This window comes from Stenotrophomonas sp. SMYL86, assembly GCF_036320025.1.
In the GTDB taxonomy this organism is placed as follows: Bacteria; Pseudomonadota; Gammaproteobacteria; order Xanthomonadales; family Xanthomonadaceae; genus Stenotrophomonas; species Stenotrophomonas maltophilia_A.
In genome coordinates this window covers 54,610-79,087 of sequence record NZ_JAWIRU010000017.1, presented here as the reverse complement: position 1 = coordinate 79,087, position 24,478 = coordinate 54,610, and the positions used below count along the sequence as shown (strand labels likewise).

Here is a 24,478-nt window from a genome sequence, read left to right as displayed (position 1 = left end):
GACTTCAGAATAGGTCGCACAGCCACCAACCAGTCCAATAGCCAGAAAAGCTGTCCACCGCAACATTCGCACCCCCAATGAAATTGATGCCAAATCCTAACACTCCTGGAAGAAGCCCTCGGGCGCGGCAGGACACTCCTTCCCGATGGCTTCCCCAAAGACGCATCGCCTAACAGCAGCGAAAGCAGCAGCGGCGTGTCGGCGGACATCCACGACCGCGTACCGGTCTGGCTGCTGCCCGGCCAGATCGATGACCGGATGGCAGCAGTCCAAGACGACGCGCTGGCCATGCCGCTGGCTAGCGGCCCTCCGTCCATGGAGGCGTGCAGGGTCAGCAGGGCCGAGAACACGCCTCGTAACAACCGCCAGTTGTTGATCGAGGACGAAGAAAAGAGCCTCTCTTGGGATTGCCCGACCGAAACCCCATAGGGTTACCTTCACACGGGAGAATCACATGTCACTGCAGCGGCTGGAGAAAGACCTTGATACCTACACCGAACGCCGGGATCAGGTTGCAGCGTTCCGGGCAGGGCTGAGCCCCGCCCAGCTTGTTGAGCACGACAACCGCTCTGATCAGGAACTCGGCGAGGTCAAACAGGAGCTGGAAGAGAACGGCAAAAACATGGATGTCATTGACCGCAACCAGCTCGAACAGCGCCAAATCGACCTGATCGATTTTGGTCGTGGCGGCTTGAGCCGCCTCGAGGGCGAGATTCTTGACATCAACACCGAAATCCTTCGCGCGAAGAATCGCCGCTAACAAATGCCGGGGGGCACGATTGCCCCCCGGAGTTCATGGACGTTACCGCTGGATATCCCAAAGCCGTCCGTTCACGATCCTTGCCAGAAGTGGGGCTCCCACTGCCGCCGAGGGATGGAAAAAAGCCCCGTCGTTGTCTAGGAACTGCGCAACGTTCGCGTGGCTCCATCCGCACTCCCGCGACCACTCAATGACCGGCAGGCCATAGTGCTCGGCAACACGCCTCGTGGCTTCAGCGTAGGCTCGAACCGTCAGCCCTATCGCGTTCGTCCAGCCATTTGGCCAGTTGCTGGGAACGGTGATTCTTTCGCCGTATGGCGAGGTGATGCAGAAGATTCTGGCCTGCGGAAATCGCGTCAGCAGCTTCCCGATGGTTGAATGCAGTGCGCCATAGAACTCGGTGTTGAGCTCGGAATTGAAACTCCCCAGGGGAACGGACTGCGCCCAGTCGTTGGTCCCTCCTTCAAACAGTATGAGCGCGGTGTCTGCAGGAATAGCTGCGATGCGGGTGTCATCGCACATGGAGATGACCGAGGCAGATGCATCAGGCTTTGCGATCTTGCTACCGCCAACACCGCAGTTTGCGTCGACAATGCCGTGCACCTTGGCAACCAACGGCTGCCAGCGATTCTGCTGCACCAGGCTGTCGCCGAACGATGCACTCTTCTGTCCTGCCCAACTACTTGAGGAGGCTGATTCAACCTTGTTGAGCCTCTCCGCTACGTTCGCGGCGACGCGCCTCAGCTTGGCATCAATGCTGTTCCCATCTCGTGCCGTGATCGAAACCTTGCGCGCTGTAGTCGGAACTGGAATCTCCTGGTCTGTGTACTGAGTAGACGGATTTCCATAGACACCAATCAGCGAGCCTGCCGCGTTGTAGAACGCCACAGCCGTGGTTGCTGTGCCAGTGACCAGGGTGGTGAAGCGAATCGCTCCCTCAGTCCCCAGAAGATCGAGGGATTTGTAATTGTAGGCCGATGATGCAACTGGATTTCCGCTGGTCTTGTCGATATAGAAACCGGGAAATGAACTCATGGGCCTAGATTCCCATGAGGACAGAGCATCATTTGCCGCAGCAGAAGTCTCGATAGCTTGTGAAACACCAACCTCTGCACTTGCCAGGCGTTTGGCTACGTCGCCTTGAACCGTCGCAACACTGATTGCAATGTTGTCGCGACGGGATGACACGTGCACTGATCGAGCCTGCGCAGGCACGTGCTGCAGGACAAAATCGGTGTAAAGCGTTTCAGCAGTCGTTCCTGCAACTTCATAGCCGAGGTAGCGCCCTATCGAATCCTTGTAGACGGCCAGCGCCTGAACTGGCTGCGAGAGGCTGGCTGTAATGCGCACCCCCACTTCCGCCCCCGTCAACTCCGCGTAAGCGTAGAAGAAATTTGCGCTCGCAGACACCGCACCCGTGTCCTTGTTGATCACGTATCCCGGCTGCTTTGTGAGTGCATGCGCTGCCCACAGTGACAACGTCGAAAGGGCGCTGGGGAACGACTTAATTTCATCTTGGAGCGCTGCCAGGGAATCAGCTCGGAGGAAGACCCACGCGGCGCCGCTCCAGCGATACTGGCCAGCATCGGGTCCGTTAAGTACGAACCCGCCCTGCCCTTCAAAGGCCCCGACGATGGCCTGAAGGTTGGTCAAGGTGTCCGCATAGATCGCACTGGTGGACTGCCCTGCCTTCAGGGAATCAATCTCGGCCTGGGCCGTCCGTGGCGTTGGCAGATCGGTGAGCGGGAATGCAGCCAGCGCACCCGACGTCCGAACCACTCCTACCATAGCGTCAAGCACGCCAGCTGACCGCTGCGGAAGGTCTGCCGCCGGAATGATCTGCCGGCCATCAATCGTCGCCATCTTCTCTCCTACAGAACGGCCGAGGCGTCGACGGCCCCGGTATCAATGTTGGCCAGGGCAAGCGCCTGGCGGATGCTCACGTCCAGTAGCACCTGGTCCGACCAGGCAACCAGCTGCGGCTGCTCCCCGAGAAGTGCCAGCAGCACATCCCGGGCGACGTCGTCGGCCTTGGCCGGTCTGGGGTCGCTGTGCTGGAACTCACGCTCGATGGCCTTGCCATCACCGCCGATCAGCGGCACACCGGCATCGGTGATGGCGCGGGCCAAACCACGGAACAGGATCTGCCCGCCCTGCAGTGTTCGGGTGCAGACCACCGCAACCAGATCACCGGTATCCAGCTCGACCACGATCTGACCGGGATCGACGGGAACACCGTCCTTCTTCACATAGCTCATAGCGGTACTTCCTCAAATGCCGGGTTTCTGGATCCACCGCTGCCGCCGCCGCCACCGATGCTGCCGCCGCCACTGCCTGACCCACCCGCAGCGGGGAAAGTGATCTGCAGAGCGCTGATGGCCACATTGCCGTTGACGTTCGCCGTCTCAACGACGTTGGTGGTCACCCGCAGCTGCCGGCTGCCGCCCTGCAGCTGCGGATCGTTGTAGTAGAGGTAGACGGTGACCTTCTGCCCGGCCGTGCCGGTCAGGCTGGCGCTGCTGGCGGCGTAGGCAACCTGGACTGACCCGATGACCAGCGTTCCTGCGGTGACGCTTATGGTGGCCACGGAGGCACCTGCAGCGTCGCTCGCCGCGGCGAACGTCACCGATGTGGCCATATCCCACATGGACTGCTGGTTACCGATGTTCGGTAGCGCCGCCGCGCCCACGCGGTTGGTGTCAGGTACGTTCACCGCCACGTCGACCCATTCCGAGGATCGACCGTTGACGCCGATGGACCGCATCTGCAGATCGTAGGGGGTGCCGCGCTGCAGCTCACGAACGACAAACACCTGCCCGGCCACCTGGCTGCGGTATTGCCACGCCGTATCCGGCGCGCCGACTTCACGGAATCGCAGCTCATACGAAGCGATCGCAACCGTCACTGGAGCATCTCCACTGTGTTGTAGCCGTGGCGCGGGGCGGTGCCGATCCGCACCACAGCGGTGGGAATGCCCGCATCGTCCACCTCATCGTTCACCGGGTCAGATACCGCCACGGTGACCTTGGGCGCTGCCGGGATGCCGTAGTCGCGGCCGCTGATCTCGCTCACGATGCCTTCGGGTGGATTCTTCCAGTAGGCGTCCACGCGCTCGTCGTATGCCACAGCGGTAAACGAGGACGACAGGTCTTCGGAGTAGCGCACGCCAGTGATGATCAGCGTGGTCATCTCCAGGCCCCGCTCACCCACCACCACGCGATCACCGACCACGGCCCCGGCTGGCCGGCTGTCCGTGTAGAACGTATCGCTGAACGCGCTGTGCGGCCGGCAGTTCACCTTCCGCTTTGCACCGGCCGCCGTTCGGGTCTGTATGCCGTAGAGCTTCAACGGGTCCGTGTAGATCTCGGTGTCCAGCCTCACGGTGGCACCATCAGTTCCTTCCGGGGTGCCGTTGGCCACGCTCACAATGCGGCCCCAGCCGGTGCCCCACTCGGCCACGTCGTGCGCAACGTCCACGACATCGCCACGGACAATGCCCAGGCCAGAGATGTCGGTGGTGAAGCTGTAGACGGTACTGCGGTAGAGGCCCTGCGCCATGTGATATCGAGCAATGCGCCATGCCTGCTTCGCCAGCATGGCCCACTCCAGCCGCAGCGTTTCGAACAGGGTAGCCGCCGGTTCGGTGGAGGGATTTCCCCGCGCGTCCATGCCGCGGTAGCTGTAGCCGTCCTGGACCACGATGATTTCGTCGTCCTGCCAGTCCGCGTCTGGGTTCTTGAACTGCACGCGCAGCGCGTGCGGCAGCTTGATGAACTGCCGGCTGCCGCTGAATTCCTTGATGTCCAGAGGCGACAGTTCTGCGGTGGCCGAGGAACTGTTCCGGTCGAAGACCACGCAGTAGCGCCCGTCCCTGTTGCCGATGTCACCCAGACCGCACGCCAGCACCTTGCTGAGCAGGTCACGAGCGGTCATCTGGGCATCGACCACCATCCGGCAGTCCAGACCGTTTGCCGAGCAGTGCGCGGCGAAGTCAGCGAACGAGTTCAGATCGATGCGAGACGCAGGCACGTGCTCGGCCAAGGCCTGGCACCGCGTCATCAGCCAGTAGGCGATCCATGCCGGATTCCGCGTGTACTGGTCGCTCCAAGTGTTGGTGCTGCGGTTGTAGACCGGCACCATCGACCGGGCCAGCACGCTGAAGGTCTGCAGGGTGCCGGACAGCTGGTCGGTGCCCTTGACGCGCACGTTGAGCTTGGACGTTCCCGTCGTACTCGGTGAGGTGTAGCGGATGCTCCGGAAGGAGGTCCAGATGGCGCCATCGGCCCAGGTCCGATTGGTCTGGTTCTTGCGTTCCACGCGCGTGACGCGCACCTCGTACTGGCCCGTGTCGACGTCCCACGCGATGCCCGAGGCGAATGGATCACGGGTCTGGTCCCTGCTCAGGTACAGGCCCGGCGCCGGCGGCGTGGTCGGGTACTCGCTCGCCCCAGCAATCCAAGTTCCAAGCAGCTTCGACAGCCGAGGCGATGGAGGCGTCAGCCAGGCGGTGGTGCCAACGCGGCGATACTCCACGCGCCATAGAACCCACATGGGCCAGCCCTTGTTGAGGGAGTCGCCGAACACCTTGAGGCCGTTGGAGAACAGCAGGTCGAGGCTGATCGCGTCCACGCCCTGTGCTGTCGTGCGCAGGACCTGGTCCCCCTCCGAATTCATGGTCGCGTTGACCGCCTGCTCGTCCACATCGTTGGTGTACAGCTTCGGTGCCGAACCACCGGGCCATGACAGCTCCCACTGGAAGTCCTGATAGCTCTGCACCGAGGTATCGCCAATCCGGAGATCGGAGATATTCAGCGCCCCGAAGCCGAGGTCGAACATGCAGCACTGGTAGGCGTCGTAGCCCACAACATCGGTGTAAGGAATGGCAGCGTGCGTCGGGAAGAACCGGTGTTCGCCCAAAATCAACGGGATGGCGCCATAGGGGTTGATCTGGTTGGAGCTGCCCGTCAGGGCATTCCATGACCGCTGGACCTCAGACCCACCCTCGGTCGACATTGGCACGGCAACCAGAGCATTCACAGCCAGCGACGCGGCGAGCGTGATGCCCGACGCGATCGCATTGCCCGCGGCGGCGCTCCAACCCGCGCCCTTGGCCAGCGAGGCGCCCCAGCCCGGGGCGTAGTAGGCCACCACGATCATCGCCACCGCGGCCAGGATCTGCCGCGCACCGCCCTTGGCCAGTCCCTGCCGGAGCACGTCCACACGGACACCGGCCTTGGGCTTCAGCCGTGCCCAGGCCTCGCGCGGCACCTGGTAGCCACCAACCCGAACCACAACATCGGCAGAGATCTCTGCGCCGCCGGCGGCGTCCTTGAGCATCTGCAGCAGCGTCTGCCCGGGCTGGGCGTAAACCACGCCTGGTGCATCGAACTCGTGCCCCCGCAGGTGAAGCGGAACCTCATTCATCATTCTTCCCCATGTAGCGATAGAAGCCAGCGATGCGCGCCTCCCATATGGGGGAGCCCAGCCGCTCGATGCGGCTGGTGCGGCCCAGCTCCACGTGCAGGAACTCGCCGCTGCCCATGCACACACCGACGTGCCAGGGCCTGCCTGCACTGTTGAATACGACCACGTCGAAGCGCTCCGGCATCTCGATCTCGGCCCAGCCGGTGGCATCGGCAGGCACCGCCACGTCGGGCATGGGAATGCCCTGCTCCGCCAGGACCATGCGGGCGAACTCGCGGCAGAACTTGTCGCCCTCGTATGGGATGCCGATCCACTTCCTCATACGAACAGCCCGGGCGAATTGGACGGCGTGTAGGTCTGTGCGGGCACGCCCTGGTTGAGGAAGTCCTCCTGGTAGCCGAGCTGCACACCTAACTCCATGATGTCGAAATCCACCTGCAGCACGGAGAAGTTGAACGGCCCCATCTCCACCACGGTGGGCTGGCTCGCCAGCACGGCCTCCAGACGCACCTGCGGGCGCGGTCCCTGCAGCGCCTTGATCTGCCGGGTGATGTCACGGTCGACATTGTCGATGCGCAGCGATACGTTCGGGGTGGCATCGTCCGTGTCGTCGGGGAACGATGCCTCGAACGGGTACGGCTGCCAGACGGTACTTCCCCGTGCCACGGGCTCGGTGTTGTTGACGATCCGGATCGTCTGCAGATCCGGGTGGGTGATGGTCAGCAGGCACAGCCAGGTTTCGGCCGTGTCTTCTGCCAGGATTGATCTGGCGGCAGCAGCTGAAAGGACTCGGGGCATCAGGTCGTCGGCCAGTTGTTGGAATCGTAGAAGTCGAGCAGGAACTGCCCTTCATAGCTGGCAACAATCAGGAAATTGACCTCCACTCTCCACATGTCCTCCCACTTGGCGTAGCTCGGGCGAGCCATGAACTTGTAGGTGGCGTAGTGCTGACCATCACCAGGCCACCGCCAGTCCCACCAGTAGAAGGGAAGCACCCGCCGGGCGCTGATGTTGTAGAAATCCATCAGCGTCTTGAGCTGCGCCGGTTCGAGATACAGCTGGCAGCGGAAGGTTTCGAGGGAATTGGTTCGGGCCGGGCGCGTCTTTGTCCCTGCCCCCATCGTGGAACGCAGCACGTCCTCGCCGTAGGGCGCGAATTCCAGGCTGTCGTTGGACGGATCAGGGATGCTCGACGGCATGTAGAGATCAACCACCTCTGTTCCCCCGGTAGTTGAGCCCGTATCGGCTGCGGAAATCGTTGTCGAACGATCCGCTGCGGATTTCGCCACGCATCAGCTCGCGCAGAGATACCTTGATGTCCACGCCGCCGGAGCCATCGAACTCCGCCTGGACAGCACCGGAGTCGTTCTTGACTCCATCAATGTAGACGCTCACGTCCCCGCGGCCCGCATTCCCGGCGCCGCCGCGCATCGAGGCGTCATAGGCAGCGGTCTGGCGCCGCGAGAGAACCCGCTCACCGGTCTGCAGAACTGTCAGCCGCTCATCGGCCCGCAAACCATGCTGGCCGCCGGTATGGAAGCGCGGGGCGGCGCCCAATGCGATCGGGCTGATCGGCAAGCTGACGCGCGGGCCACCGGTACCCACTCGACCGCCAGTGTGTCTTTTGCCGGCAACCACGGTGGACGTTCCTTGTGCGCTGCCGGACGCACCCTGCCCCCACGATCCGAACAAGGCGGAAATGCCCCGCAACGCCGCCTCCTGCGCCACCATCCGGGCGACGCCAGCCACGAAGCTCTTGACCATGTCGCTGAACGACTCATTGAAAGACTTCGTACCGGTGGTCAGGTCCGCCAGGAAGTCCCCAAACGCGCTGCCTGCGGTGTCCTCGATCTTCTGGCGCCAAACCTGCTGGGACGCGGCAATGGTGCCGATCTGCGTATCGATCTCTTGCAGCCCGGCCAGAGCTGCGGTGTGCTCCGGCGAGCCTTGCGCGTAGCCGGCCATGGCATCGACGGCAGCAACCCGAAGCGCCTGGAGATCTGCCAGGGCCTTGGAGCGGGCCTGGGCGAGCTGTTCCTCTCCCTCGCCATAGCCCAGCATCCGGCCGCCCACCTGAGCTCCAATGGCCGTCTCACGCCCCTGCAGCTGGGACGTAATGCGCCCCATGGCCTCGCGCAGCTCATCGGTCTTGGACTTTGCCACCAGGCGATCGATGAGGCTGGTCACCAGCGCCTGTCCAGTCTTGTCACCCTCAGCCCGAAGCCGATCCATCAGGCCCTTGTACTGCGCTTCCAGCTGCCGCCTCTCGGCCGCGCCCGTCTCACCGTCCAGCTCGAGCAGCCGGCCCTTCACCTCGCCCAGCGATTTCGCAAGGCCGTCCTCGGCCTTCTGCTGCTCCTGCGCGGTCTGGACAGCAAGCTCGGCGCGGTCGCGCTGCAGCTTGACGATCTGTTCCTCGCTCCGCCGCCGTGCGGCTGCATCTGTTGCAAGAGCTTGTTCACTCCTTGCTTGCTCGAGCTCCAGATCGATAGCCCGCTGCTGCAGGGCAAGGCGCTTGGAGAAGTAGTCCGCTATGGACAGGCCATTCGCCTCGTAGAGGCGATCAAGCTCCGCCAGGGAACGGCGTACCTCATCAAGCATGGTTGCGTTGGACTTGGCGATCGCAGTGGCACCGCCCTCGACCCCCTCCACCACCGGCTTGAGGATCTGATCAATGCCGGTAGTCATGATGTCGAACAGTGCCGCATCGATCTCATCGAGGCTCTTCTGCGCCACATCGGCCATGGCCTTCGCACGCGTGACCCGGGGGTCGTTCTCACCGAGCGAAACCCGCGCTCCACCGAGCGGTCCGCCACCACCCGCAGCGAACCCGGTGGCTTGGGATTCGTAACGCGCAGCCTCCAGGTGGGCCTTCGCAGCGCGCAGCGTCTCAATGGCCTCGTTCCGCTTTGCTGCAGCGAGCTCGAAAGCTGCGTCACGCGACTGCTTGCTCAGTTCCTTGACCTGCTTAAGAACGCGTGCGTGCTCCTCCGCCGCCCGCTTCGCGTCCTGCGTGCGCTGGTACAGGTAGTAGAGCGCTGTCGTCAGCACAGTGATCGCAATCGTGACCGGCCCGCCCACAGTCGCCATCGCAGCTTCCAACCCCTTCGCAGCTGCTGCAGAGGTAAGCAGGCCAGCGCGCAAACTAACCAGCCAGCCAATTGCGATTCGTACCCCCGCGATGAGCGCAGGAACAGCACGACCAGCTAGCGTGGTGCCGACCGCCACAGCGAGTAGATCGGCGTGCCTCACCACCTCAATAATCGCGTTGATGATCCGACTCAGGTAGCCAACACCATCCTGCGCCATGAATTTTGCGAAGGCTGCGACCGCGCCAAGTACGCCCGTCGCGATCTGCGAAAACGCCGCCTTGATCTCCGGCCCTGCCAGCGCCCGGGCAAGCTCGTTGAGCGCTTGGGTTACCCCACTGAGGTTGGCGCTTCCAGAACCGTCCAGGAGGTCACGCAGCGAGTTTCCAACAGCGGTCAGGGCGCCACCAAAGGTGTTCCTGGCTGCAGCAGCGGCACCGGCGTAGCTCTCGGCCATTGCGTCCAGGACGATCTGCTGAGCCTCCGCAGTCCGACCGGTGGCCTCCATGACCTTCATCTGCTGCTTCTGCTGCTCGGTGAACTTGAAGCCCTGTTTCGTCAGCGCTGTGACGCCCTGCGACGGTTTGTCCAACGCCTTACCGATCGTCTCAGCGGACTGCTCGATGTTTTCGCCCAGGCGAGCAGATTGATCGATGGCCATCTGCAGAGCTTGGGGAAACTGCTTGCCAACAATTCCGGTGTAGGAGAGCAGCCGGGTCTGGGCCTTGACGATCTCACCAGCCGAGTGCGTGGTCGCATCGGCCATGCCGTTGGCCATCTTCAGCAGCTGCTGCTCGGTGAAACCTGCCTGTTGCCCTGTCGACGCCAGAACCGCCCTCAGCTGGGCGACTTCGTTCGAGGCGTCACGGGTCTCCGTTATCAGAGCACTGAAGACACTGCCGACCGTCACACCAGCAAAGAGCCCACCGACCAGGTTGCGCAGCTGCCCAAAGCCATCCGTGATGCCCTTGAGGTCGATAGACTTAGCCGCCTCTTTCTTGAAGGCAGCCACCTCCGAACGCACCAACGCCAAGCCCTGCTTGATGTCGTTGATGTCGGCAGAAATGCGTACGCGGAGATTCGGGGCAGTCGTTGACATTTCAGTCCGTCAGCTTGTTCAGGTATGCCGTGTATTCGGTTGCATCGAATTGCGCGGCCCGGAGATTCATCAGCTCTTCGGCCAGCCAGCGGCGCCTTGCTTGGGCAGCCGCCTCGGTGAACGCCCTGAACTGCGCCAAGGTGTAACCCTTGATGCAGCCCAGAGCGTGACCGCTTTGGATCAGGAGCTGAATGGCGTCGGCCCAGCCCCACGAATCCGCGTGCCCAGGCCGGCCAGGAGCGGGCTGATCTGCCGAGTAAAAAAATCTCGGTTCACCTCAACCACTTTCAGCACCAGCTCGATGAACTCGGCCGGATCGCCCTTTTCGATGAACTTCACATCCCGACCCGCGCAGATTGCAGTCGCCGCGAAGAGCGGCCCGGCGTGGTCAGCGATGAGATCCATCACCAGCTCGGGGGAGATTTCGATCTCCAAGGCGAGATCTGCCGACCCCGCTGAGCGAAGTGCCGCCACCACCGGACGCAGCTCGCGGACCACTGAAGGGATGAGACCAACGGCAAGCGGGGAAATCACCAGCACTTCGCCCTGGTACTGCACCGAGGTGCTGGCGGCTGCCAGCACCTCCATCTCGTCGGCGCGGCCGTCGCTCACGCGATCACCTCCTGCACCACTTCGAAGTACCGCGACAGGCCGGCGCCCTTTGCCGAGTCAGTCATCAGGGCACCGGTCACCTCGCCAGCGCCATGCTCATCGCCGATGGCCGAGAACTGCGCCATCACACCACCCGACACGCGGTGCGCCAGGATGCGAACAGCTTTACCGCTCTGCGCCTCGTTGAGGCCCAGGAAGAGCAGCTGGTACTGCTTCGCCGCAGTGACGATAGGCTGGAGGACCGACTGCGCGCCGAACGCGTAAGTGACCTTCAGGTTCGCAACGCCACCAACCGGATCCACGATGGCGCTGTCCGCGGGAATGAACAGCGCGCCGTCCTGCAACACGTAATCGGTGCCGGCCGTGTAGTTCGTGCTGCCAGTTGCCGGCTTGACCGAAGTGATCTCCTTCGCGATCCGCAGCAGCGGCACCAAGCCGCCCTTGTAGCCGACCACGGCCTCATCCACGGCATTGCCAGCGATCACGTTGGTGACGGTACCGCGCAGTGCACGCGCCAGGTTCTCGGGCGCGAAGTCGTGGAACGTATAGGACATCTCGACGCCGGTCAGCCTGTCAACGCGGTTGCGTTCACCGCCCCCCGGCTGGGTGTGATCCGCCAAGGTGATGGCATTGGTCTGGGGGCTGAAGTTCAGTGCCGAGCAGTTCCCGACATCAATGAACGGGCCCGGCACGCCGTACTCGCGTGCCAGTACCTTGCCGCTGCCCAGGTAGCTCTGGTCTTTCATGGTCATGGGTATTTCTCCGGGTAATGCCGCGGGGCGGCCGTCAACGAATAGGGATGGTCGAGGTGTAGCGGAGCAGCGCGCCGACCCAGTCGGCGCCGGCCGGCGCCCTCATGGGCTCCATCGACTGGTATTGCGGGGCGGTGAAGCCAGCGGGCCAGGTGGTGGGCCGGCTATCGAGGCTCCGTTCGATGTCATCGACCACCTCATCCAACCGGGCCTCAGCGGCGCTATGGGCGACCCGCTTCACCAGGACACCGATGGTGGTCAGTCGGTGCGTTCGGGCCGTTGCCGGCTCCGGCGAACGCTCCTGACGCTCGATGTAGACGGCCAAGCCATCGTCCACATCCTCCGGATCAAGCTGACCTGGTTCGAGCGTCACGACCAAGCCGACATCGGTCCAGTAGTCGGCGGTCTTCAATGCCTGTTGCAGGTTCCCGGCGAACGCTTCGAGAAGTCGGCTGCGCGGCGTCGGGCTAGGCATTGGACACCGCCCAGCGGACCCGCGATCCGTCATCAGAGAGCTTGTCCTTCAGCCTGTAGCGATCACCATCCACCTCGACCACGCCATCGCGCTCACCAACCACTTCCGCACGGAACAGGCTGATCACAACGTCACTGGCTGCCACCGGCATCAGGTCATCGCCGAAGGCCTGCGTGCCACGGTCGACCATCACGGAACAAGGGACGCCAGCGCCGCCCCCACGGGGCATGTAGACAGCATCAACGTCGGCGATCCCAGCGGCAGCGAACGCTGCCACTGCCTGCCGATCAAAGTCAGCCAGGAATGCTTTCTGGCTCATGAGCGCCCCCTGTACTTCGAGGTTTCCAGAGCCTTGGACAGTTCGCGGTTGAAGTGGAACGGCATCAGCTTGTCCCACGCCCGCTGCGCCAGGCCGAAGATGTTGTAACGGGGCGTGTAGTTGGCAGCTCGCGTGAAGATGAACACGCTGCGGACCGCTGAGCCCCACGCGGTCGCAATGCGCTCGTAGATGCCGGGCCGGAGCTTCCCACGCTGCACCTGCAGCGCGAAGTACTCGCCGCCGCGCCTGCGCTTGGATCGCCGCCGGGCCTTGCTGGTGTCTGTCTGATTCTGCAGCGCGTCCTGGCGAGCGCCCAGCTGGGAGAGGATCTGGCTCACCTGGCGTGGGCGCACGTTGCCAAACTGGTCAAGATCCGCGCCATCACCGGCCACCGCAAACATGCCCGGGGGCATGGCGCCGCGCTGCTGCAGCAGAACCTCGAATCCCTTCTTTCGGCGCGTACCGCCATCCACCTGCGGCAGCAGGTACTTGGCAGGTGGCGTTCCGTTGCTGGCCTCATCTCGCAGATAGACCTCAGCGAAGAGCTTGGACTTCGTGGCCTTGCGGTACTGCGCGGCGCGTTGCGTCATGCGCGTAGGCTGGTCGAACACCCGTCCAGCCGTTGCCTCCCACTGCTGCCGGATGTCGAATGCCGTAGCGTTGCAGGCTTGCATCACAGCGAACGCCAGATTCTGCCGCTCAAGCTCGCTGAACTGGCGCCCCAGCATGTTGTCAGCGTCAACGGCAATCCTGATCTGGCTCATCATTCGACCCCCGCGCTACACAGTCGCGCATAGGCCTGCAGCCCCCTCACCTGGGCGTCGCACTGGGCGGCGGCGCCAACAGCTCGGCCGACACTTTCAATTCGGTCGTCGGCTCGACCATCAGGCTGGCTGGTGGCAGCGGCGGCCGCGGACAGCTCTGCGGTGGCGACGGACGCTTGCCAACGCTGGTGCAGGCGCTGGTTGCCATTGAGAAGATCAGCGACAAGGCGATCAGATGCCGTCTGTGCATCGTTCTTTTCCTTTTCGTACTGGGAGGCCAGGGCATTCGCGGCGGCGGCACTGCTGCGCTCTGCCTTCAGGGTTTTGGCTGCGGCATTGGCTTCGGCGCGAGCAGAGTCACGCTCGGCTTCCATAGCGTCACGGCTCGACGCGGCCTGGTCGGCAGCGCGGTGCGCGATGGATACCGATCCACGCTGCCAGACGATGACGCCAAGCAGCAGAAGGATCACGACGACCAGGGCGCGGATCATGCGGACACCACCGGGTCTTCGGGCGGGATGACTGCGCCAAGGCCCCTTAGCGTGGATTCAAGCTGGCGGACGCGAATACGCAGCGCGCTCGCGTCCTCCTGTGCCTTGAGGCGCATCTGCATCTCGGCCTGCAGTCGCTCATCCTGAGCAGTGACACGCTGCTCCAAGAACCCGATGCGCTCGGAAAGGCCCTTGATGAGATCCACGTTGGCGTCGGTCTCGGTACGCTCCTTCCTACGCGAGAGGAATGCGGTCCACGCCTCACGCAGCATCCAGAGCGCAACTACGCTGCCCGTTGCCCACCAAGGCACCTGCGCACTGATCTCCCCGCCGACCATCAGCGCAGCGCCTCTGCAACGCCGGCGTCGATCACTTCCTGGCGCCAGTACATGCCGCCGTTCTCATGCTTGGCGATGGCCGTGGCCAGGCGGCTCAAGGTGACCGCGTTGTCCAGGCGGATGACTTCCGACGGCGCAACGCCCACCGCCGCGGCAACCTGCTGCACATAAGCACCGGTGTTGTTCTCCACCGGGGGAGCCCAGCGCCCGATGATCTCCTTCACCGTGCGCAGGCCATGCTTGCGCTGGTAGGTGAGCAGGGTCTTTGCCAGGGCGCGGAATCCGGCCTGCGGGGTCAGGAACACGCAGAAGCGCTGCTCGCGCGCGATCGCCGCGGCGGACCGATCCTCACCCTGCCACGGCGTGCCGGTGCGGTCGATGTTGCCAGGATTGTTGTTGCGTACGCCGCGCGGCGTGCTGGTGGTGCCCATGCGATCCCCCATTGTCGCTGTGGAAGAACCGGCACCGCTCACGCCACCCAGGCGTATGTGAGCGGTGCCGGCCTGTTTGGTTACGCCTTGGAGGCGTTGCCCGGCGAGAGACGCACCTCAGCGGTGGCCTGCCCGGCAGTCCCTGCAGCCCAGGCGAACGCCGCGCCAGTGACATCGCCGGCCGCAGCGGCCGCGGCACTCCCGTCGAAGGCGTTGGCGCTGGCGTCCCACAGCAGCTTTTCGCCCTGCTCAAAGGTCGCAGCCGGCACCTTGGGTACGGTAAAGACGCCACCCAGCGCCACGCTGCCAGTCGCATCAGCGGCAATCGCCACCAGAGCGACACCCAGCTGGTGGCCGATGACCACCACCTGGCCGGAAGCCACGGCCTGCCCGCTGTTGTTGGTCCAGGGGATCACGTCCCCATCGGAAACGAAGTTCTTTGCCATGTCGTTGTGCTCCAGAAGGGTTAGCCGCAGCGCTGCGCGCCGCGGTAGTCGAGGGCGGCCAGGCCGAAGTCCAGGCGAGCCTTCCAGCGCACGCCGTCCACGGTGAAGCCTTCTTCGTAGTCGAGGAACGGCTCAGTGACACCGTCCAGGAAGGCCACCTCGATCACCGGGCACTCGGCGGGATCGGCGAACAGGTACCACTTGTCATCCTTGATGCGCGCGGTGTCCACGATGTCGCGGAACAGGCCCTGCACTGCGTTCGGGCGCTGCAGCTTCCCTGCCGTGTCCGGGTCGTACTCGGCTTTGTTGGTCACCCGCGCGGCGCTGCCGTACTTGGTCGGGCCGAGCCACAGGGCCGGCGTCAGATCCAGCACCTCATTGCCGCCCACATCCTTCTGGCCCGCCAGCTTCACGCGCAGCGCATCCACCGATTCCACGCCCGGCAGAGCCGCAGCCAGAAGGTTGCCGTGATCGGCATGGAACAGAGCCTTGCCCGATTCCAGAACGGGGTTGCTGGCCAGGAAAGCGTAGGCGTCCGCTTCGATGGTGCGCTTGGCCGCACGGCCGAATGCCGTTGCCAGACCGATGAACGCACCCAGGTCATCATTGATGATGGCCTGGCGGGTCAGGTTGATGATGTTGCCCTTGGTGCCGGCAGTAACCGTGGCCTTCTCACCATCCGGAATCGTCTTGTTCTTGAACTCACCGGCCTCGGTCAGGGCATCCAGGTTGCCGAGGCTACCGACGCGATAGCGAGAATGCTGGCGGAAGTCGCTGACGGTTCCGGTGGCGCACCAGCGCGACCAGGTGTCCGGGGCCACAGCGTAGGCCGACTGGAGCGCCTTGTGCATGGTCGCTTCCAGCAGGATCGGGAAATCGCTGCCGGTCTGGGTGAAGGCGCGCCCCACCAGCTCCAGCTTCGACATGCCATCGGTACGCACACCACTGCGCTCCAGACTGCGTCGCGCGAGGTCCATCAGCGTCAGTCCGCGAACTGGGTTGTCGCCGGTCAGAACGAACGCACGCTTGGTGGTCGGATCGATGACCTGCGCGCGCGACAGCAGAGCGTCAGTGACCGCAGCGCGCTGCAGCTCGCTTTCATCCTGGGTGACGCTGATGCGGTTGATGTTGCCGCCGGCAGCGTTGTCCGCACGCACCAAACTGTCCAGGATGATGCCGCGGACATGATCGAGGCTGTGACCAGCCCTGATCCAGTCTGCGGCGTGCTCACTCTGGCCGTGGCGCTGGGCGAGCTCGACGATGTCCGCCGCGCGGGTATCGGCCTGGGGTGCCTGAGCAGGCGCCACAGGCGCTGCGGCGGGCGGGGTGGAGGTGCTGGGGGTGAGCTCCTGCTGCACCACCTGGTCGGCGGCACGGGCGGTGGGCTGGGGCATAACGGTCTCCTGCGACGATGCGCTGCGAGTGAACACGCAGGGGGTTCCCTGCGCGGGTTGGTTGCTGCGGGTGGTTGCGCCCTGGTCGGCGGGCACAGTAACGAAGCTGATTTCGGTCGGCGTCCACTCAACTGCGCGGTACACGGGAAGGTCGCCGGGATTAACCGCGCGCTCGACTTCATAGCGCTGGACGCTGTAGCCGACCGAAATATTGCGGATGATCCCGGCCTTGATGTCGGCGACGACCCCCGCCAACTCTTCGCGCTCGGAGAGGCGGATGACGGCGTGGCCCTTGCCATCGGCGAGCCAGGCGCGCTCGACAACGCCCATCTGTGACTTCAGGGTCCAAGTGCCGTGGCTATCCAGGACAGGCGCCGCGCCTGACTCCAGCCGCGACATGTTCACGGACGCATCGTCAACGACCAGTTCTTCCCAATAGGCCGTGTCGTTCCACCAGTCGTAGCGACGGACGCGTGCGCCCTCGGTCCACACCAACTCGACTGTGCGCGCCTCTTTGTTGAAACTGGTGGGCAGCAGTCGCGCTTCGCGGAGCTGTTGCGGCATCAGCCGGGTTCCCTCGATGGCCGAAGGCTGGGTTGCCTGGGGCATGGCTATTCCTCGTTGGGTGAAGGGGCTGCGGCCGGCATTGACCTGGCAGCACTGGATTGCAGGAAACTCATGAGCTTGAGCGCTCCGGTCTGCTCCATGCGGGCGTAGTCCTTGCCCATCTCGGCAAAGACCGCATCGGCGTCGTAGCCACGTCGCCGCAGGGATTCGCTCGGCGACAGCAGCCCGGCGCTCATGCCTGCAATCTCCGAGTCAATGTCCTGCTTGGGGTTGACGTAGTCCCAGCGCGGAGTGCTCCAGTCAGCAGAGCTCCCGGGGTTGCGCACTTCGCCACCCAACGCCGCAGCCTCATCGAACCAACGCCAGATGGGCTTGCACATCTGCGGGATCAGTACCAGCCACTGAACCTGCTCAGTGTCTCGACGGAACTCCATCTGGCGTATGCGTGCGCTGGAGAAGTTGACCTCGCGCATGTCGCCCGTTGCAGACTCGTAAGGAACCCCAATGCCCGCAGTGATGATGTGCGCGTTGTACTTGCAGTACTCCACATAGCCGCCAGCGGGCTTCGGCTCAATGGTCTGGAAGCCGGTAGCACCGGACACATGCGTGATACCACCACTGGGCAGCGGCCCGAGGTCAGTCATCGACTCCCGGTCCCCACTCAGCTGGGAAGGACCGTCGTCATCGCTGTTCGACATGGCCTCTGGATCGCCACTGACAATGACGCCCAGGCGGGCCTCAAGATTCTTGCGCGCCAGTTCGGCGTCCTCGTACAGCATCAGGTCGCGCACACGCGCAATGACCGGCGCGAACCGGCTGATGCCACGCCCCTGGCCAGGGCGAACGGGATTGAACAGATGGATGATGTCGGCTGCGGGAACTGCCGCGCTGGTCAGACGAACGGAGCCACGTACCGCCTCACCCGGGTGAGCAGCAAACAGCCAATACGCCTTGACACGGCCGAGCACGTCATACTCGATGCCGTTGATGATCTGGCCACCGCCACGCAGCGAGCCATTCTTGCTGCCGTCAAGCCAGTCGATCTCCAGAACCTGCAGCTGCAGCGGAACCGCAAGGCCATCCGACATGCGACGCGTGCGACGACGAATAAGGACTTCACCGTCCTGCTCCATCGCCCGATATGCCGTTGCCATCAGCCCGTAGATATCTGACTTGCCGTCAGCATCAGCAACATCCGCCCAGCGCGACCACAGCTTGTCCAAGCGCGCAGCGTCTGGACCCTCAGCCTTCGGAGTGATGCCCGTGCCAATGGTCGCGCTCACCAGCACCTGCAGCGACCGTGCACAGTAAGGGACGTTCTGCACCAGCGAACGAGCGCGATTGCGCAGCTCGCGCGCATCGGCCATGTGATCCGTGTTGGCACTGGCACCGGCACGGCGGACCCTCCAGCCGTCACCACGTGAAGCACCTTCGTAGGCTCTGGCCGCATCCAGCATCACGCGCGCCCGATGCCGGTGCAGCGCATACCCGGGGGCGACCGCAGCGATGGCACGATCTAGCAAGGAAGTCCCCACGTCAGAAGCCCCTCAACGTGGTGAACCGATAGCGGCGCGTGGCCGGCTTCCGCGCAGGTGCAGCAGCGGCAAGCTCAGACTCCATACGATCCAGCGCCGTCAGCATTGCCTCGACGGATTGGTACGTGACCTGCCTGTCCCCGTGGCGCACCGAAAGCTGTCCGCTGGCGATGGCCGCCTTGAGGCGCTTCACATCGTCCTGTGTCCAGCTCATTGAAGGGGCATCCGCGTTTCCATGGATGCCAGTTTCCGTACCAAGTGCGGGTGAGTCTCGGGGAACTCACCCGCACCCTTCACCCGTTCGCCGAGGGCTCATCCAGCAATCGGTACAGCGTCCGCCGATCAATTCGGAACCGCTTGCAGAGGGAGCGCACCGATTCCTGCTGTTCCAACCCCTTCCTGATTTCGCCCACAGGGTATGTGGGTGCCTGCAGGCTCGCCGGGATGTACAAGTCCTGGGCCGGATACTCCTCGACCAGGTAGGCAACGACTGCCGCCACCACCTCGCGGATATCGTCGCTGTCGCAGCGAAGGCGCAGCGCCGCCCCAATGGTCAGCTCATCAGTCAGCTCGTTGATACGGATGCGCTGGCGAATAGTGTTCCGGCTCACCACTGCCTCCGGAACTGTTGCGCCGACGTGGAGCGGGCCTTCCTCGGCGGAAGGGATGTTTCACGGGAATCGGCATCCTCACCCGGCGAGACCGGCTCCGCATTCGTTTCGCGTGGAACATCGGCCACCTGAGTGGCCGACGACAGCAAGCGCTGTTCAACCAGATCCCAATCCGCACGGGTGAAGCGATTCAAGCGGACCTCGGGATGATGTGCCGCCGCATACGCATACACCCAGGTATCCAAAGGCTCGTTACGGGTCACCCTCTTCTCGAACCGATTCTTCACCGGGTTATAGACCTCCGAAACCAAGCCTGGAAAGAACTCTTCTGGCAACTGGTCGCTGAAGTGAACCATGCGCGTTGCCACCTCACGCTCCGCATCGGCCGAAAGCCTGCTGTAGAGGTAGTGCTTTGCGTTAACCGTGCCCACGTGGTGGATCATGATGCCGCGCTTGTCGGTCTTGCCCTTCCACGTCACGTCGACCAGCTTCCCCTTCGACAGCACCGGGGCGTTGTTGGGAACAGCGCCGAAAATACACATGGGTCGGGTGACACGCCGCTGACGCACGTAGTTCTTGACCGCCTCCGTGCGGTGGCCGCCCGCGTCTATCGCGACCGCCATCGGTCGTAGCAAAGCACCGTCCACCCGCTCAATGGCGCGATTGAGAAGATCCGTCAGCGCAACCCACACTGCGTCCTCGGCCGGATCTCCCTGCAGCTCCACGTAATCCAGCGTCCATGCGGTCATGCCACGTCCCCAGCCAACGATGTGGACCGCCAGGCGGCCATCTTGGGTATCGACACCCACTGTGATCGCCAGCACCCCTAGCGGCGCCAGGCGCAGGGCGTACGGCTCGGCACGATCCTTGATCACGTTGTGCTTGACCGCGCGCATCGACGGGTCTTCCCACGTCTCGGCCAGCCGGTCATTCACGAAGGTTTTGAGGGAGGCAGGATCACCCTGCGCCTCCAGCCACTCCTTCACCAGGTCCAACCAGCGCGGCCCCAGACCAAACTGGTAGTACAGGCAATTGATGGTATAGCCGCGAATCGGCGAATCCGGGTTGGCCGCCACCCAGCGACCGTTAGCAATCATGTCGGTCTTGAAGTGTTCCTCGATGGCGACACCGCACTCGCAGCACGCGTACCACGCGTGGCTCTTGTCGGGCGACCACACCAGACCGCTCCACTGCAGCGCCTGGTAATGGCCGCAGTGGGGGCACGGTACGTGATACCGGCGCTGGTCGCTCTTGTCGTACAGCTTCGCGATCCGGCTGAGTCCGGCGATGCCAGGCGTGCTGATGTATTGGCGTTTGTAGGTGGTCGGGAAGGACGAAGTGCGGCCGTCCAGCATCTTCACCGGGTCGTCGCCGGTGGAGAGCTGCTGCGGCGCCTCATCGATCTCATCCACCTGCAGGTACTTCACCGTCGAGGACTTCAGGCGCTGCGGGCTGCCCATGTGCTCCACGAACAGCTGGCCTCCGGCGAAGTCCTTGAACGTGCGCTGGTTCGCGCTGTCGCGGCTGGCGGTGCTGGTCAGCGCCTTCTTGACCGCTGCGCACACCTCGATCATCGGGTTGAGCTTCTGGGCGATCCACTTGTTCATGGACACCTCACCCGGCAGCGCATACATCATCGGGCCCGGCGCATAGTCCATCCAGTAGGCCATGGCATTGGTCGCCAGCTGGCTCTTGCCGAACTGGATCGGGAACATGCAGACCTGGTCATGCACCGGGCTACGGGCGGACATGTTGTCCATCGGCTCACGCAGTGGCGGGTTGCGGTCCGTCACCCAGCGCCCGGGCTTACTGCCGCTCTTGGTGGACAGACGCATGTGTTCGTCGCACCACTGCGAAACGCTCATGGGCCGCCGCGGCTGCAGCGAGCGCGCCAGAACCGACGCCAGGCAGCTCTGTGCCTCCATCATTCCGCAGCCTCCGCTGCCTTGGCCGCCAACGTGCGGAAGCCTTGGCTGAGTTCTTCCAGGGCGTGGCTCACCTCATCCCAGACCAGCCGCCGGCAGCCGGCCTCGTCCAGCGTTGCGGCGAGCTGCGGCGCCAGCGTGTCGGCGAGGCGCTCCATCGCACCCCGGAACGTCGTTGCATGCTCAGCGAGGAATGCCTCCACGTCCGCTCGCGGCAGCAGCAGCCCCAGCTCCTTCTGCAGCGCGATGTGCGCCATGTGCGCGTCGGTCTCGGCCTTGTCGGCCAGCGCCTTGGCCTTGCGCGCGGAATCCGGCGTCTGGGGGCGGCCCGGCCGTACAGGCCTGGCATCGTCGTCGTCGCCGTCCTCCTCCTCATCATCGATGTCGGCTTCGACGGTACCAGTACCCTCCCCGCTCCCCACCAGCGAGCTGCCACGTTCATCCGCATGGCGCTGGGCGACACCGGCATAGACCGGGTCTGCGGTGCGAGCGTAGAGCTCCAGGGAGGCGGCCTTCAGGAATCCCTTGCCGCCCTCACCCACCACCACCCTGCCCTTCTTCCTCAGCTCTACCACGTAGGACGGCTTGCAGCCGATCAGCGAGGCCAGCTCTTTGCCAGTGATCGTCACGTCTTCCTCAGCCATTGATTCCCCCTACTCCATTTCCTTCGAAGATCGTTAAAGCGGAAAAACGCGCGCGCGCGAGCATGTGCGGGCTGTGCGGCTGCATGTGCGGGACGCGATAGCCGCTGAATCGATGCGGCACAAGGCGTGTGCGGCGTGTGCGGGATGTGCGGTCACCCATATACGCACGAGAGGCAAATTGCGGCGTTGCATAGCGATACCCGTTCGCGCCCGCGCCCGCCCATGTAGGCCGATGCCCGCACGTCCCGCACACGCCTACTGCCGCAAGCGGTTCGCGGCAATTCAAAGCCCGCACATCTGCCCGCACATCCCGCACACGCCGCACATTGATGGGCATAGTGATCACGCACGCCCCTTGTAGTCGGAGTACATGCGGCGGAATGACACGACCTGGTCGCCCAGCCATGCGGCCTCTGTCTTGCCGTCAGGAACCGTGCAATCGCCAAGCATCAGGAACCCATGAGGCCCGTTGACGGTCTGCTCGATCTGGTAGCGCTTCCGCGCCCGATCGGGGTGGAGGATCTGGCGCTTGCGCACCAGCGCGTTGATGAACTTTGGTGACGGCGCCGGGCGTGGCATGCCCTCGCGTGCGCACCAGGCCTTGTAGACCTCGTACCACTCCTTCGACAGCGCCGGCATGGGTTTCAGCCCGGGAATGTCATCGCCGTAGAGCTCGTCCAGGAACCGCTGCGGGCTGTCCTGGCTCAGGCCGATCAGTTCTTCCTTGGCCTGCGTCATCGGCGGGTTGGTGCCGTTGGTGAAGCCGGTAAGGTCAACCTGCAGCAGGTAGTGGTGCAGCGCCGCCGTCGCGCCGTTGCGAATATCTGCCAGCACCTCGGTGTAGAACTCCAGGCTCAGCTTGTCCGGGGTCCAGATCACCGCATGGCGGCGGTCATCCTCTTCCAGCACGACCGGCATCGCCTCGTTTGAGAGGAACACCAGGTTGGCGTGGTTGTCTTCCTCGTACGCCTGGATGTTCTTTGGGTTGATGCGGATGCGGTCACCCGTGATCAAAGCTTTGAGCTTGTTCTTGAGGTGGTAGACCTCGGTGCGCGCGACCACTTCGTCGGCCAGCAGAAACAGCTTGCGGCTTGCCCAGTCGTTGAACTTGTCTTCAAGGGCGGCCTGGTCAAGCACGCGCCCATACTCACCGTAGAGCTTCATGTATTCATCGAAGAACATGTTCTTGCCGGTGCCCTGCGGACCATGGATGACGATGGTCGATTTCATCTTGGCGCCGGGATGCTGCAGCGGGTAGGCAAGCCACTTGACCACCCAGTCGTACAGCGCCTTCTGGTTGGCCTCGTTCCCGCACATGTGCCAGAGCAGCTGCAGCAGCCGGTCGCAGTTCCCCTCCTGCGGCACGGTCGGCCAGCCTGCAAACAGATTGCATATAACGCCCGGCTTCTCGCCCGAGGGGTCGAAGTCGACCTCGCGGACACGCACGATGGACCGATCCGAGTGCTCCATCCATGCACGGTGCAGTTCCTTGCGCACGCAGGCATCCCGCATGTCGCCCAGCGCAACCAGCATGTGTTCCTTGTGGTCGAACACCGTGCCGCCCTGCCCGTAGACCAGTGCGAAGCGCTCCAGCAGCTCGGTCAACGAATGGATGGGGGACAGTCGATCATTCCCCTCGCCCCCGTCGTTGGTGATGGAAGGCGCGCGTTTTTCTGCAGGCACCCGCCATGAGAGCTCCGTGAGACGGGCTTCGACCTGCGCCCGCACGACATGCAGGCCCTCTTGTGCATGCAGATCGTTGAAGTCGCTGACCTTACGGCCGTTGTCGATGAAGCGCTCGCGCCTGGACGGCTCATCGGCGAAGACCGGGTGCAGAACCGCGCCACCCACGTCTAGCGCTGCGGCCTCTGCACCGAGCAGGCCGGCATTCGACGCGCCATGCGGCTGCGCGCACGATGGGCAGAACTGCGGATGGTCGGCCAGCACCAGGCGGCTCTTGCAGTGCCGGCACTTCTGCAACACGTCGTCGTCGGCGCACAGCAGCATCTTGATGCCGCGATAGCGCTTCGCCAGGGCCGAGGCGACGGCCAGCATGTTGCCAGCATCGAACGCCACGGCCACCGGGTAGCCCGTCGCCATGTGCAGTGTGGCCGCCGTGGCATAGCCCTCGGCCACCAGTAGGATCCACTGCGGGCTTCCGCCGATCAGGTGGAAGTGGCCCTTCTTGACCATACCGGCCGGCCAGTACTCCTTCGCGGGCTTGCGCCCTGCGGCAGCCAGCTTTGCGCTACGCAAGACCTGCAGGCCGTGCACCTGGCCGTTGACGTCAAGGAGCGGGACGAGAGCGGCGCCCGTGGTGCCATAGCGCAGGCCGAAACCCTGCACGCCCTTGCTGACCAGGTAGTCGGCCTCGCCAACTGCATTTGCTTTGGCCCAGGCAGACGACGCCCGCTCTGCCGCTCGCTTCGCTTGGGTCTGGCGCGCGGATTCCGCACGGCGGCGATCCTCGGCCAGCCGATTGCGCAGCGCTTCGCGCTGCTCATCGCTGAAGGTCTTATCGCGCTTGCGCAGATCGACCTTCGTTGCGCCGTTTTCGTTGCCGTGCCAAACGCCGTAGGTTCCGACAACCAGCACTTCGCCGCCCGAGGTGTTCAGTTCGTGAAGCGCGTACCAGCCGCGGCGCTCGCGCGAGCCCTCGACCCGGCAACGGATCATGCGTCCGGTGGTGTCCAGTTCGGTGACCAGCAGGCCGGCTGACTGCAGCTGCTGCAGCACATCCCCATAATTCTCAGACATTCAGTAGTTTCCAGCCCTGCTATCTACCCAAAGAACGGGGTCCGA

27 protein-coding genes are annotated in these 24,478 nt (G+C 63.9%); 2 read left to right on the top strand and 25 right to left on the bottom strand.

What is annotated here, in order from left to right; all coding sequences use genetic code 11:
- Positions 1–195: 195 nt before the first annotated feature.
- Positions 196–429, top strand: a complete 234-nt coding sequence (locus V3B64_RS17005) for a hypothetical protein (RefSeq protein WP_329914564.1) — start codon at positions 196–198, stop codon at positions 427–429.
- Positions 430–454: 25 nt separating this feature from the next.
- Positions 455–760: a hypothetical protein gene (locus V3B64_RS17000; protein WP_329914563.1), complete on the top strand. Its 306-nt coding sequence runs from the start codon at positions 455–457 to the stop codon at positions 758–760.
- A 42-nt stretch (positions 761–802) separates the two neighbouring features.
- Here V3B64_RS17000 and V3B64_RS16995 read toward each other — a convergent pair whose 3' ends face one another.
- The 25 genes from V3B64_RS16995 to V3B64_RS16875 all read right to left on the bottom strand — a co-directional run bounded on the left by V3B64_RS16995 (position 803) and on the right by V3B64_RS16875 (position 24,433).
- Positions 803–2,623, bottom strand: a complete 1,821-nt coding sequence (locus tag V3B64_RS16995) for an SGNH/GDSL hydrolase family protein (RefSeq protein ID WP_329914562.1) — start codon at positions 2,621–2,623, stop codon at positions 803–805.
- 8 nt (positions 2,624–2,631) lie between these two features.
- Positions 2,632–3,018, bottom strand: coding sequence for a hypothetical protein (locus V3B64_RS16990; RefSeq protein ID WP_329914561.1), 387 nt, complete (start codon positions 3,016–3,018; stop codon positions 2,632–2,634).
- Positions 3,015–3,665 (bottom strand): hypothetical protein, encoded by a 651-nt coding sequence (locus V3B64_RS16985; protein ID WP_164084033.1) that lies wholly within the window; start codon positions 3,663–3,665, stop codon positions 3,015–3,017. The genes V3B64_RS16990 and V3B64_RS16985 overlap by 4 nt, the downstream gene beginning before the upstream one ends.
- Positions 3,662–6,184, bottom strand: coding sequence for a phage tail protein (locus V3B64_RS16980; protein WP_329914560.1), 2,523 nt, complete (start codon positions 6,182–6,184; stop codon positions 3,662–3,664). Before V3B64_RS16980 ends, V3B64_RS16985 begins: the two co-directional genes overlap by 4 nt.
- Positions 6,177–6,506: an NlpC/P60 family protein gene (locus V3B64_RS16975; RefSeq protein WP_329914559.1), complete on the bottom strand. Its 330-nt coding sequence runs from the start codon at positions 6,504–6,506 to the stop codon at positions 6,177–6,179. The genes V3B64_RS16980 and V3B64_RS16975 overlap by 8 nt, the downstream gene beginning before the upstream one ends.
- Positions 6,503–6,982 carry a DUF1833 family protein gene (locus V3B64_RS16970; protein WP_329914558.1) on the bottom strand — a complete coding sequence of 160 codons (480 nt, stop codon included), beginning with the start codon at positions 6,980–6,982 and terminating at the stop codon, positions 6,503–6,505. The genes V3B64_RS16975 and V3B64_RS16970 overlap by 4 nt, the downstream gene beginning before the upstream one ends.
- On the bottom strand, positions 6,982–7,383 hold the full coding sequence (locus V3B64_RS16965) for a hypothetical protein (RefSeq protein ID WP_329914557.1): 402 nt from the start codon (positions 7,381–7,383) through the stop codon (positions 6,982–6,984). The genes V3B64_RS16970 and V3B64_RS16965 overlap by 1 nt, the downstream gene beginning before the upstream one ends.
- A gap of 7 nt (positions 7,384–7,390) precedes the next feature.
- Positions 7,391–10,372, bottom strand: a complete 2,982-nt coding sequence (locus tag V3B64_RS16960) for a phage tail length tape measure family protein (RefSeq protein ID WP_329914556.1) — start codon at positions 10,370–10,372, stop codon at positions 7,391–7,393.
- Between the two features lies 1 nt (position 10,373).
- A complete protein-coding gene (locus V3B64_RS16955) occupies positions 10,374–10,511 on the bottom strand; it encodes a hypothetical protein (protein ID WP_329914555.1) in 138 nt (45 codons plus the stop codon).
- A 41-nt stretch (positions 10,512–10,552) separates the two neighbouring features.
- Entirely contained in the window at positions 10,553–10,984 is a 432-nt protein-coding gene (locus tag V3B64_RS16950; protein WP_329914554.1) for a hypothetical protein, read from the bottom strand.
- Complete coding sequence (locus V3B64_RS16945; RefSeq protein ID WP_329914553.1) at positions 10,981–11,736, bottom strand: hypothetical protein; 756 nt, start codon at positions 11,734–11,736, stop codon at positions 10,981–10,983. The genes V3B64_RS16950 and V3B64_RS16945 overlap by 4 nt, the downstream gene beginning before the upstream one ends.
- A 34-nt stretch (positions 11,737–11,770) precedes the next feature.
- Positions 11,771–12,148 carry a hypothetical protein gene (locus V3B64_RS16940; protein ID WP_329914552.1) on the bottom strand — a complete coding sequence of 126 codons (378 nt, stop codon included), beginning with the start codon at positions 12,146–12,148 and terminating at the stop codon, positions 11,771–11,773.
- Positions 12,149–12,203: 55 nt separating this feature from the next.
- On the bottom strand, positions 12,204–12,530 hold the full coding sequence (locus V3B64_RS16935) for a hypothetical protein (RefSeq protein ID WP_329914551.1): 327 nt from the start codon (positions 12,528–12,530) through the stop codon (positions 12,204–12,206).
- Positions 12,527–13,294 carry a hypothetical protein gene (locus V3B64_RS16930; protein WP_329914550.1) on the bottom strand — a complete coding sequence of 256 codons (768 nt, stop codon included), beginning with the start codon at positions 13,292–13,294 and terminating at the stop codon, positions 12,527–12,529. Before V3B64_RS16930 ends, V3B64_RS16935 begins: the two co-directional genes overlap by 4 nt.
- Positions 13,294–13,785 carry an endopeptidase gene (locus V3B64_RS16925; protein ID WP_329914549.1) on the bottom strand — a complete coding sequence of 164 codons (492 nt, stop codon included), beginning with the start codon at positions 13,783–13,785 and terminating at the stop codon, positions 13,294–13,296. The genes V3B64_RS16930 and V3B64_RS16925 overlap by 1 nt, the downstream gene beginning before the upstream one ends.
- On the bottom strand, positions 13,782–13,991 hold the full coding sequence (locus tag V3B64_RS16920) for a hypothetical protein (RefSeq protein WP_313203719.1): 210 nt from the start codon (positions 13,989–13,991) through the stop codon (positions 13,782–13,784). The genes V3B64_RS16925 and V3B64_RS16920 overlap by 4 nt, the downstream gene beginning before the upstream one ends.
- Before the next feature lie 131 nt (positions 13,992–14,122).
- Positions 14,123–14,554: a structural protein P5 gene (locus tag V3B64_RS16915; RefSeq protein WP_329914548.1), complete on the bottom strand. Its 432-nt coding sequence runs from the start codon at positions 14,552–14,554 to the stop codon at positions 14,123–14,125.
- A gap of 80 nt (positions 14,555–14,634) precedes the next feature.
- The gene (locus tag V3B64_RS16910; protein ID WP_329914547.1) at positions 14,635–15,000 is read right to left on the bottom strand and encodes a DUF2190 family protein; all 366 of its coding nucleotides are present in this window, start codon (positions 14,998–15,000) and stop codon (positions 14,635–14,637) included.
- Between the two features lie 20 nt (positions 15,001–15,020).
- Positions 15,021–17,003 (bottom strand): prohead protease/major capsid protein fusion protein, encoded by a 1,983-nt coding sequence (locus tag V3B64_RS16905; RefSeq protein WP_329914546.1) that lies wholly within the window; start codon positions 17,001–17,003, stop codon positions 15,021–15,023.
- 2 nt (positions 17,004–17,005) lie between these two features.
- Positions 17,006–18,496, bottom strand: coding sequence for a phage portal protein (locus V3B64_RS16900; protein WP_108766044.1), 1,491 nt, complete (start codon positions 18,494–18,496; stop codon positions 17,006–17,008).
- A gap of 1 nt (position 18,497) precedes the next feature.
- A complete protein-coding gene (locus V3B64_RS16895; protein WP_200751253.1) occupies positions 18,498–18,710 on the bottom strand; it encodes a hypothetical protein in 213 nt (70 codons plus the stop codon).
- Positions 18,711–18,789: 79 nt separating this feature from the next.
- A complete protein-coding gene (locus tag V3B64_RS16890) occupies positions 18,790–19,107 on the bottom strand; it encodes a hypothetical protein (protein ID WP_200751252.1) in 318 nt (105 codons plus the stop codon).
- Positions 19,104–21,035, bottom strand: a complete 1,932-nt coding sequence (locus V3B64_RS16885) for a phage terminase large subunit family protein (RefSeq protein WP_329914545.1) — start codon at positions 21,033–21,035, stop codon at positions 19,104–19,106. The genes V3B64_RS16890 and V3B64_RS16885 overlap by 4 nt, the downstream gene beginning before the upstream one ends.
- Complete coding sequence (locus V3B64_RS16880; RefSeq protein ID WP_329914544.1) at positions 21,032–21,676, bottom strand: hypothetical protein; 645 nt, start codon at positions 21,674–21,676, stop codon at positions 21,032–21,034. Before V3B64_RS16880 ends, V3B64_RS16885 begins: the two co-directional genes overlap by 4 nt.
- 342 nt (positions 21,677–22,018) lie before the next feature.
- Positions 22,019–24,433, bottom strand: coding sequence for a DUF5906 domain-containing protein (locus tag V3B64_RS16875; protein WP_329914543.1), 2,415 nt, complete (start codon positions 24,431–24,433; stop codon positions 22,019–22,021).
- Between the last annotated feature and the right edge of the window lie 45 nt (positions 24,434–24,478).

Coding starts and splice junctions, on each gene's coding strand:
- V3B64_RS17000 (WP_329914563.1), top strand. CDS start 455: ATGTCACTGCAGCGGCTGGAGAAAGACCTTGATACCTACACCGAACGC.
- V3B64_RS16995 (WP_329914562.1), bottom strand. CDS start 2,623: ATGGCGACGATTGATGGCCGGCAGATCATTCCGGCGGCAGACCTTCCG.
- V3B64_RS16990 (WP_329914561.1), bottom strand. CDS start 3,018: ATGAGCTATGTGAAGAAGGACGGTGTTCCCGTCGATCCCGGTCAGATC.
- V3B64_RS16980 (WP_329914560.1), bottom strand. CDS start 6,184: ATGAATGAGGTTCCGCTTCACCTGCGGGGGCACGAGTTCGATGCACCA.
- V3B64_RS16975 (WP_329914559.1), bottom strand. CDS start 6,506: ATGAGGAAGTGGATCGGCATCCCATACGAGGGCGACAAGTTCTGCCGC.
- V3B64_RS16970 (WP_329914558.1), bottom strand. CDS start 6,982: ATGCCCCGAGTCCTTTCAGCTGCTGCCGCCAGATCAATCCTGGCAGAA.
- V3B64_RS16965 (WP_329914557.1), bottom strand. CDS start 7,383: ATGCCGTCGAGCATCCCTGATCCGTCCAACGACAGCCTGGAATTCGCG.
- V3B64_RS16960 (WP_329914556.1), bottom strand. CDS start 10,372: ATGTCAACGACTGCCCCGAATCTCCGCGTACGCATTTCTGCCGACATC.
- V3B64_RS16945 (WP_329914553.1), bottom strand. CDS start 11,736: ATGACCATGAAAGACCAGAGCTACCTGGGCAGCGGCAAGGTACTGGCA.
- V3B64_RS16935 (WP_329914551.1), bottom strand. CDS start 12,530: ATGAGCCAGAAAGCATTCCTGGCTGACTTTGATCGGCAGGCAGTGGCA.
- V3B64_RS16930 (WP_329914550.1), bottom strand. CDS start 13,294: ATGAGCCAGATCAGGATTGCCGTTGACGCTGACAACATGCTGGGGCGC.
- V3B64_RS16925 (WP_329914549.1), bottom strand. CDS start 13,785: ATGATCCGCGCCCTGGTCGTCGTGATCCTTCTGCTGCTTGGCGTCATC.
- V3B64_RS16915 (WP_329914548.1), bottom strand. CDS start 14,554: ATGGGCACCACCAGCACGCCGCGCGGCGTACGCAACAACAATCCTGGC.
- V3B64_RS16910 (WP_329914547.1), bottom strand. CDS start 15,000: ATGGCAAAGAACTTCGTTTCCGATGGGGACGTGATCCCCTGGACCAAC.
- V3B64_RS16905 (WP_329914546.1), bottom strand. CDS start 17,003: ATGCCCCAGGCAACCCAGCCTTCGGCCATCGAGGGAACCCGGCTGATG.
- V3B64_RS16895 (WP_200751253.1), bottom strand. CDS start 18,710: ATGAGCTGGACACAGGACGATGTGAAGCGCCTCAAGGCGGCCATCGCC.
- V3B64_RS16885 (WP_329914545.1), bottom strand. CDS start 21,035: ATGATGGAGGCACAGAGCTGCCTGGCGTCGGTTCTGGCGCGCTCGCTG.
- V3B64_RS16880 (WP_329914544.1), bottom strand. CDS start 21,676: ATGGCTGAGGAAGACGTGACGATCACTGGCAAAGAGCTGGCCTCGCTG.
- V3B64_RS16875 (WP_329914543.1), bottom strand. CDS start 24,433: ATGTCTGAGAATTATGGGGATGTGCTGCAGCAGCTGCAGTCAGCCGGC.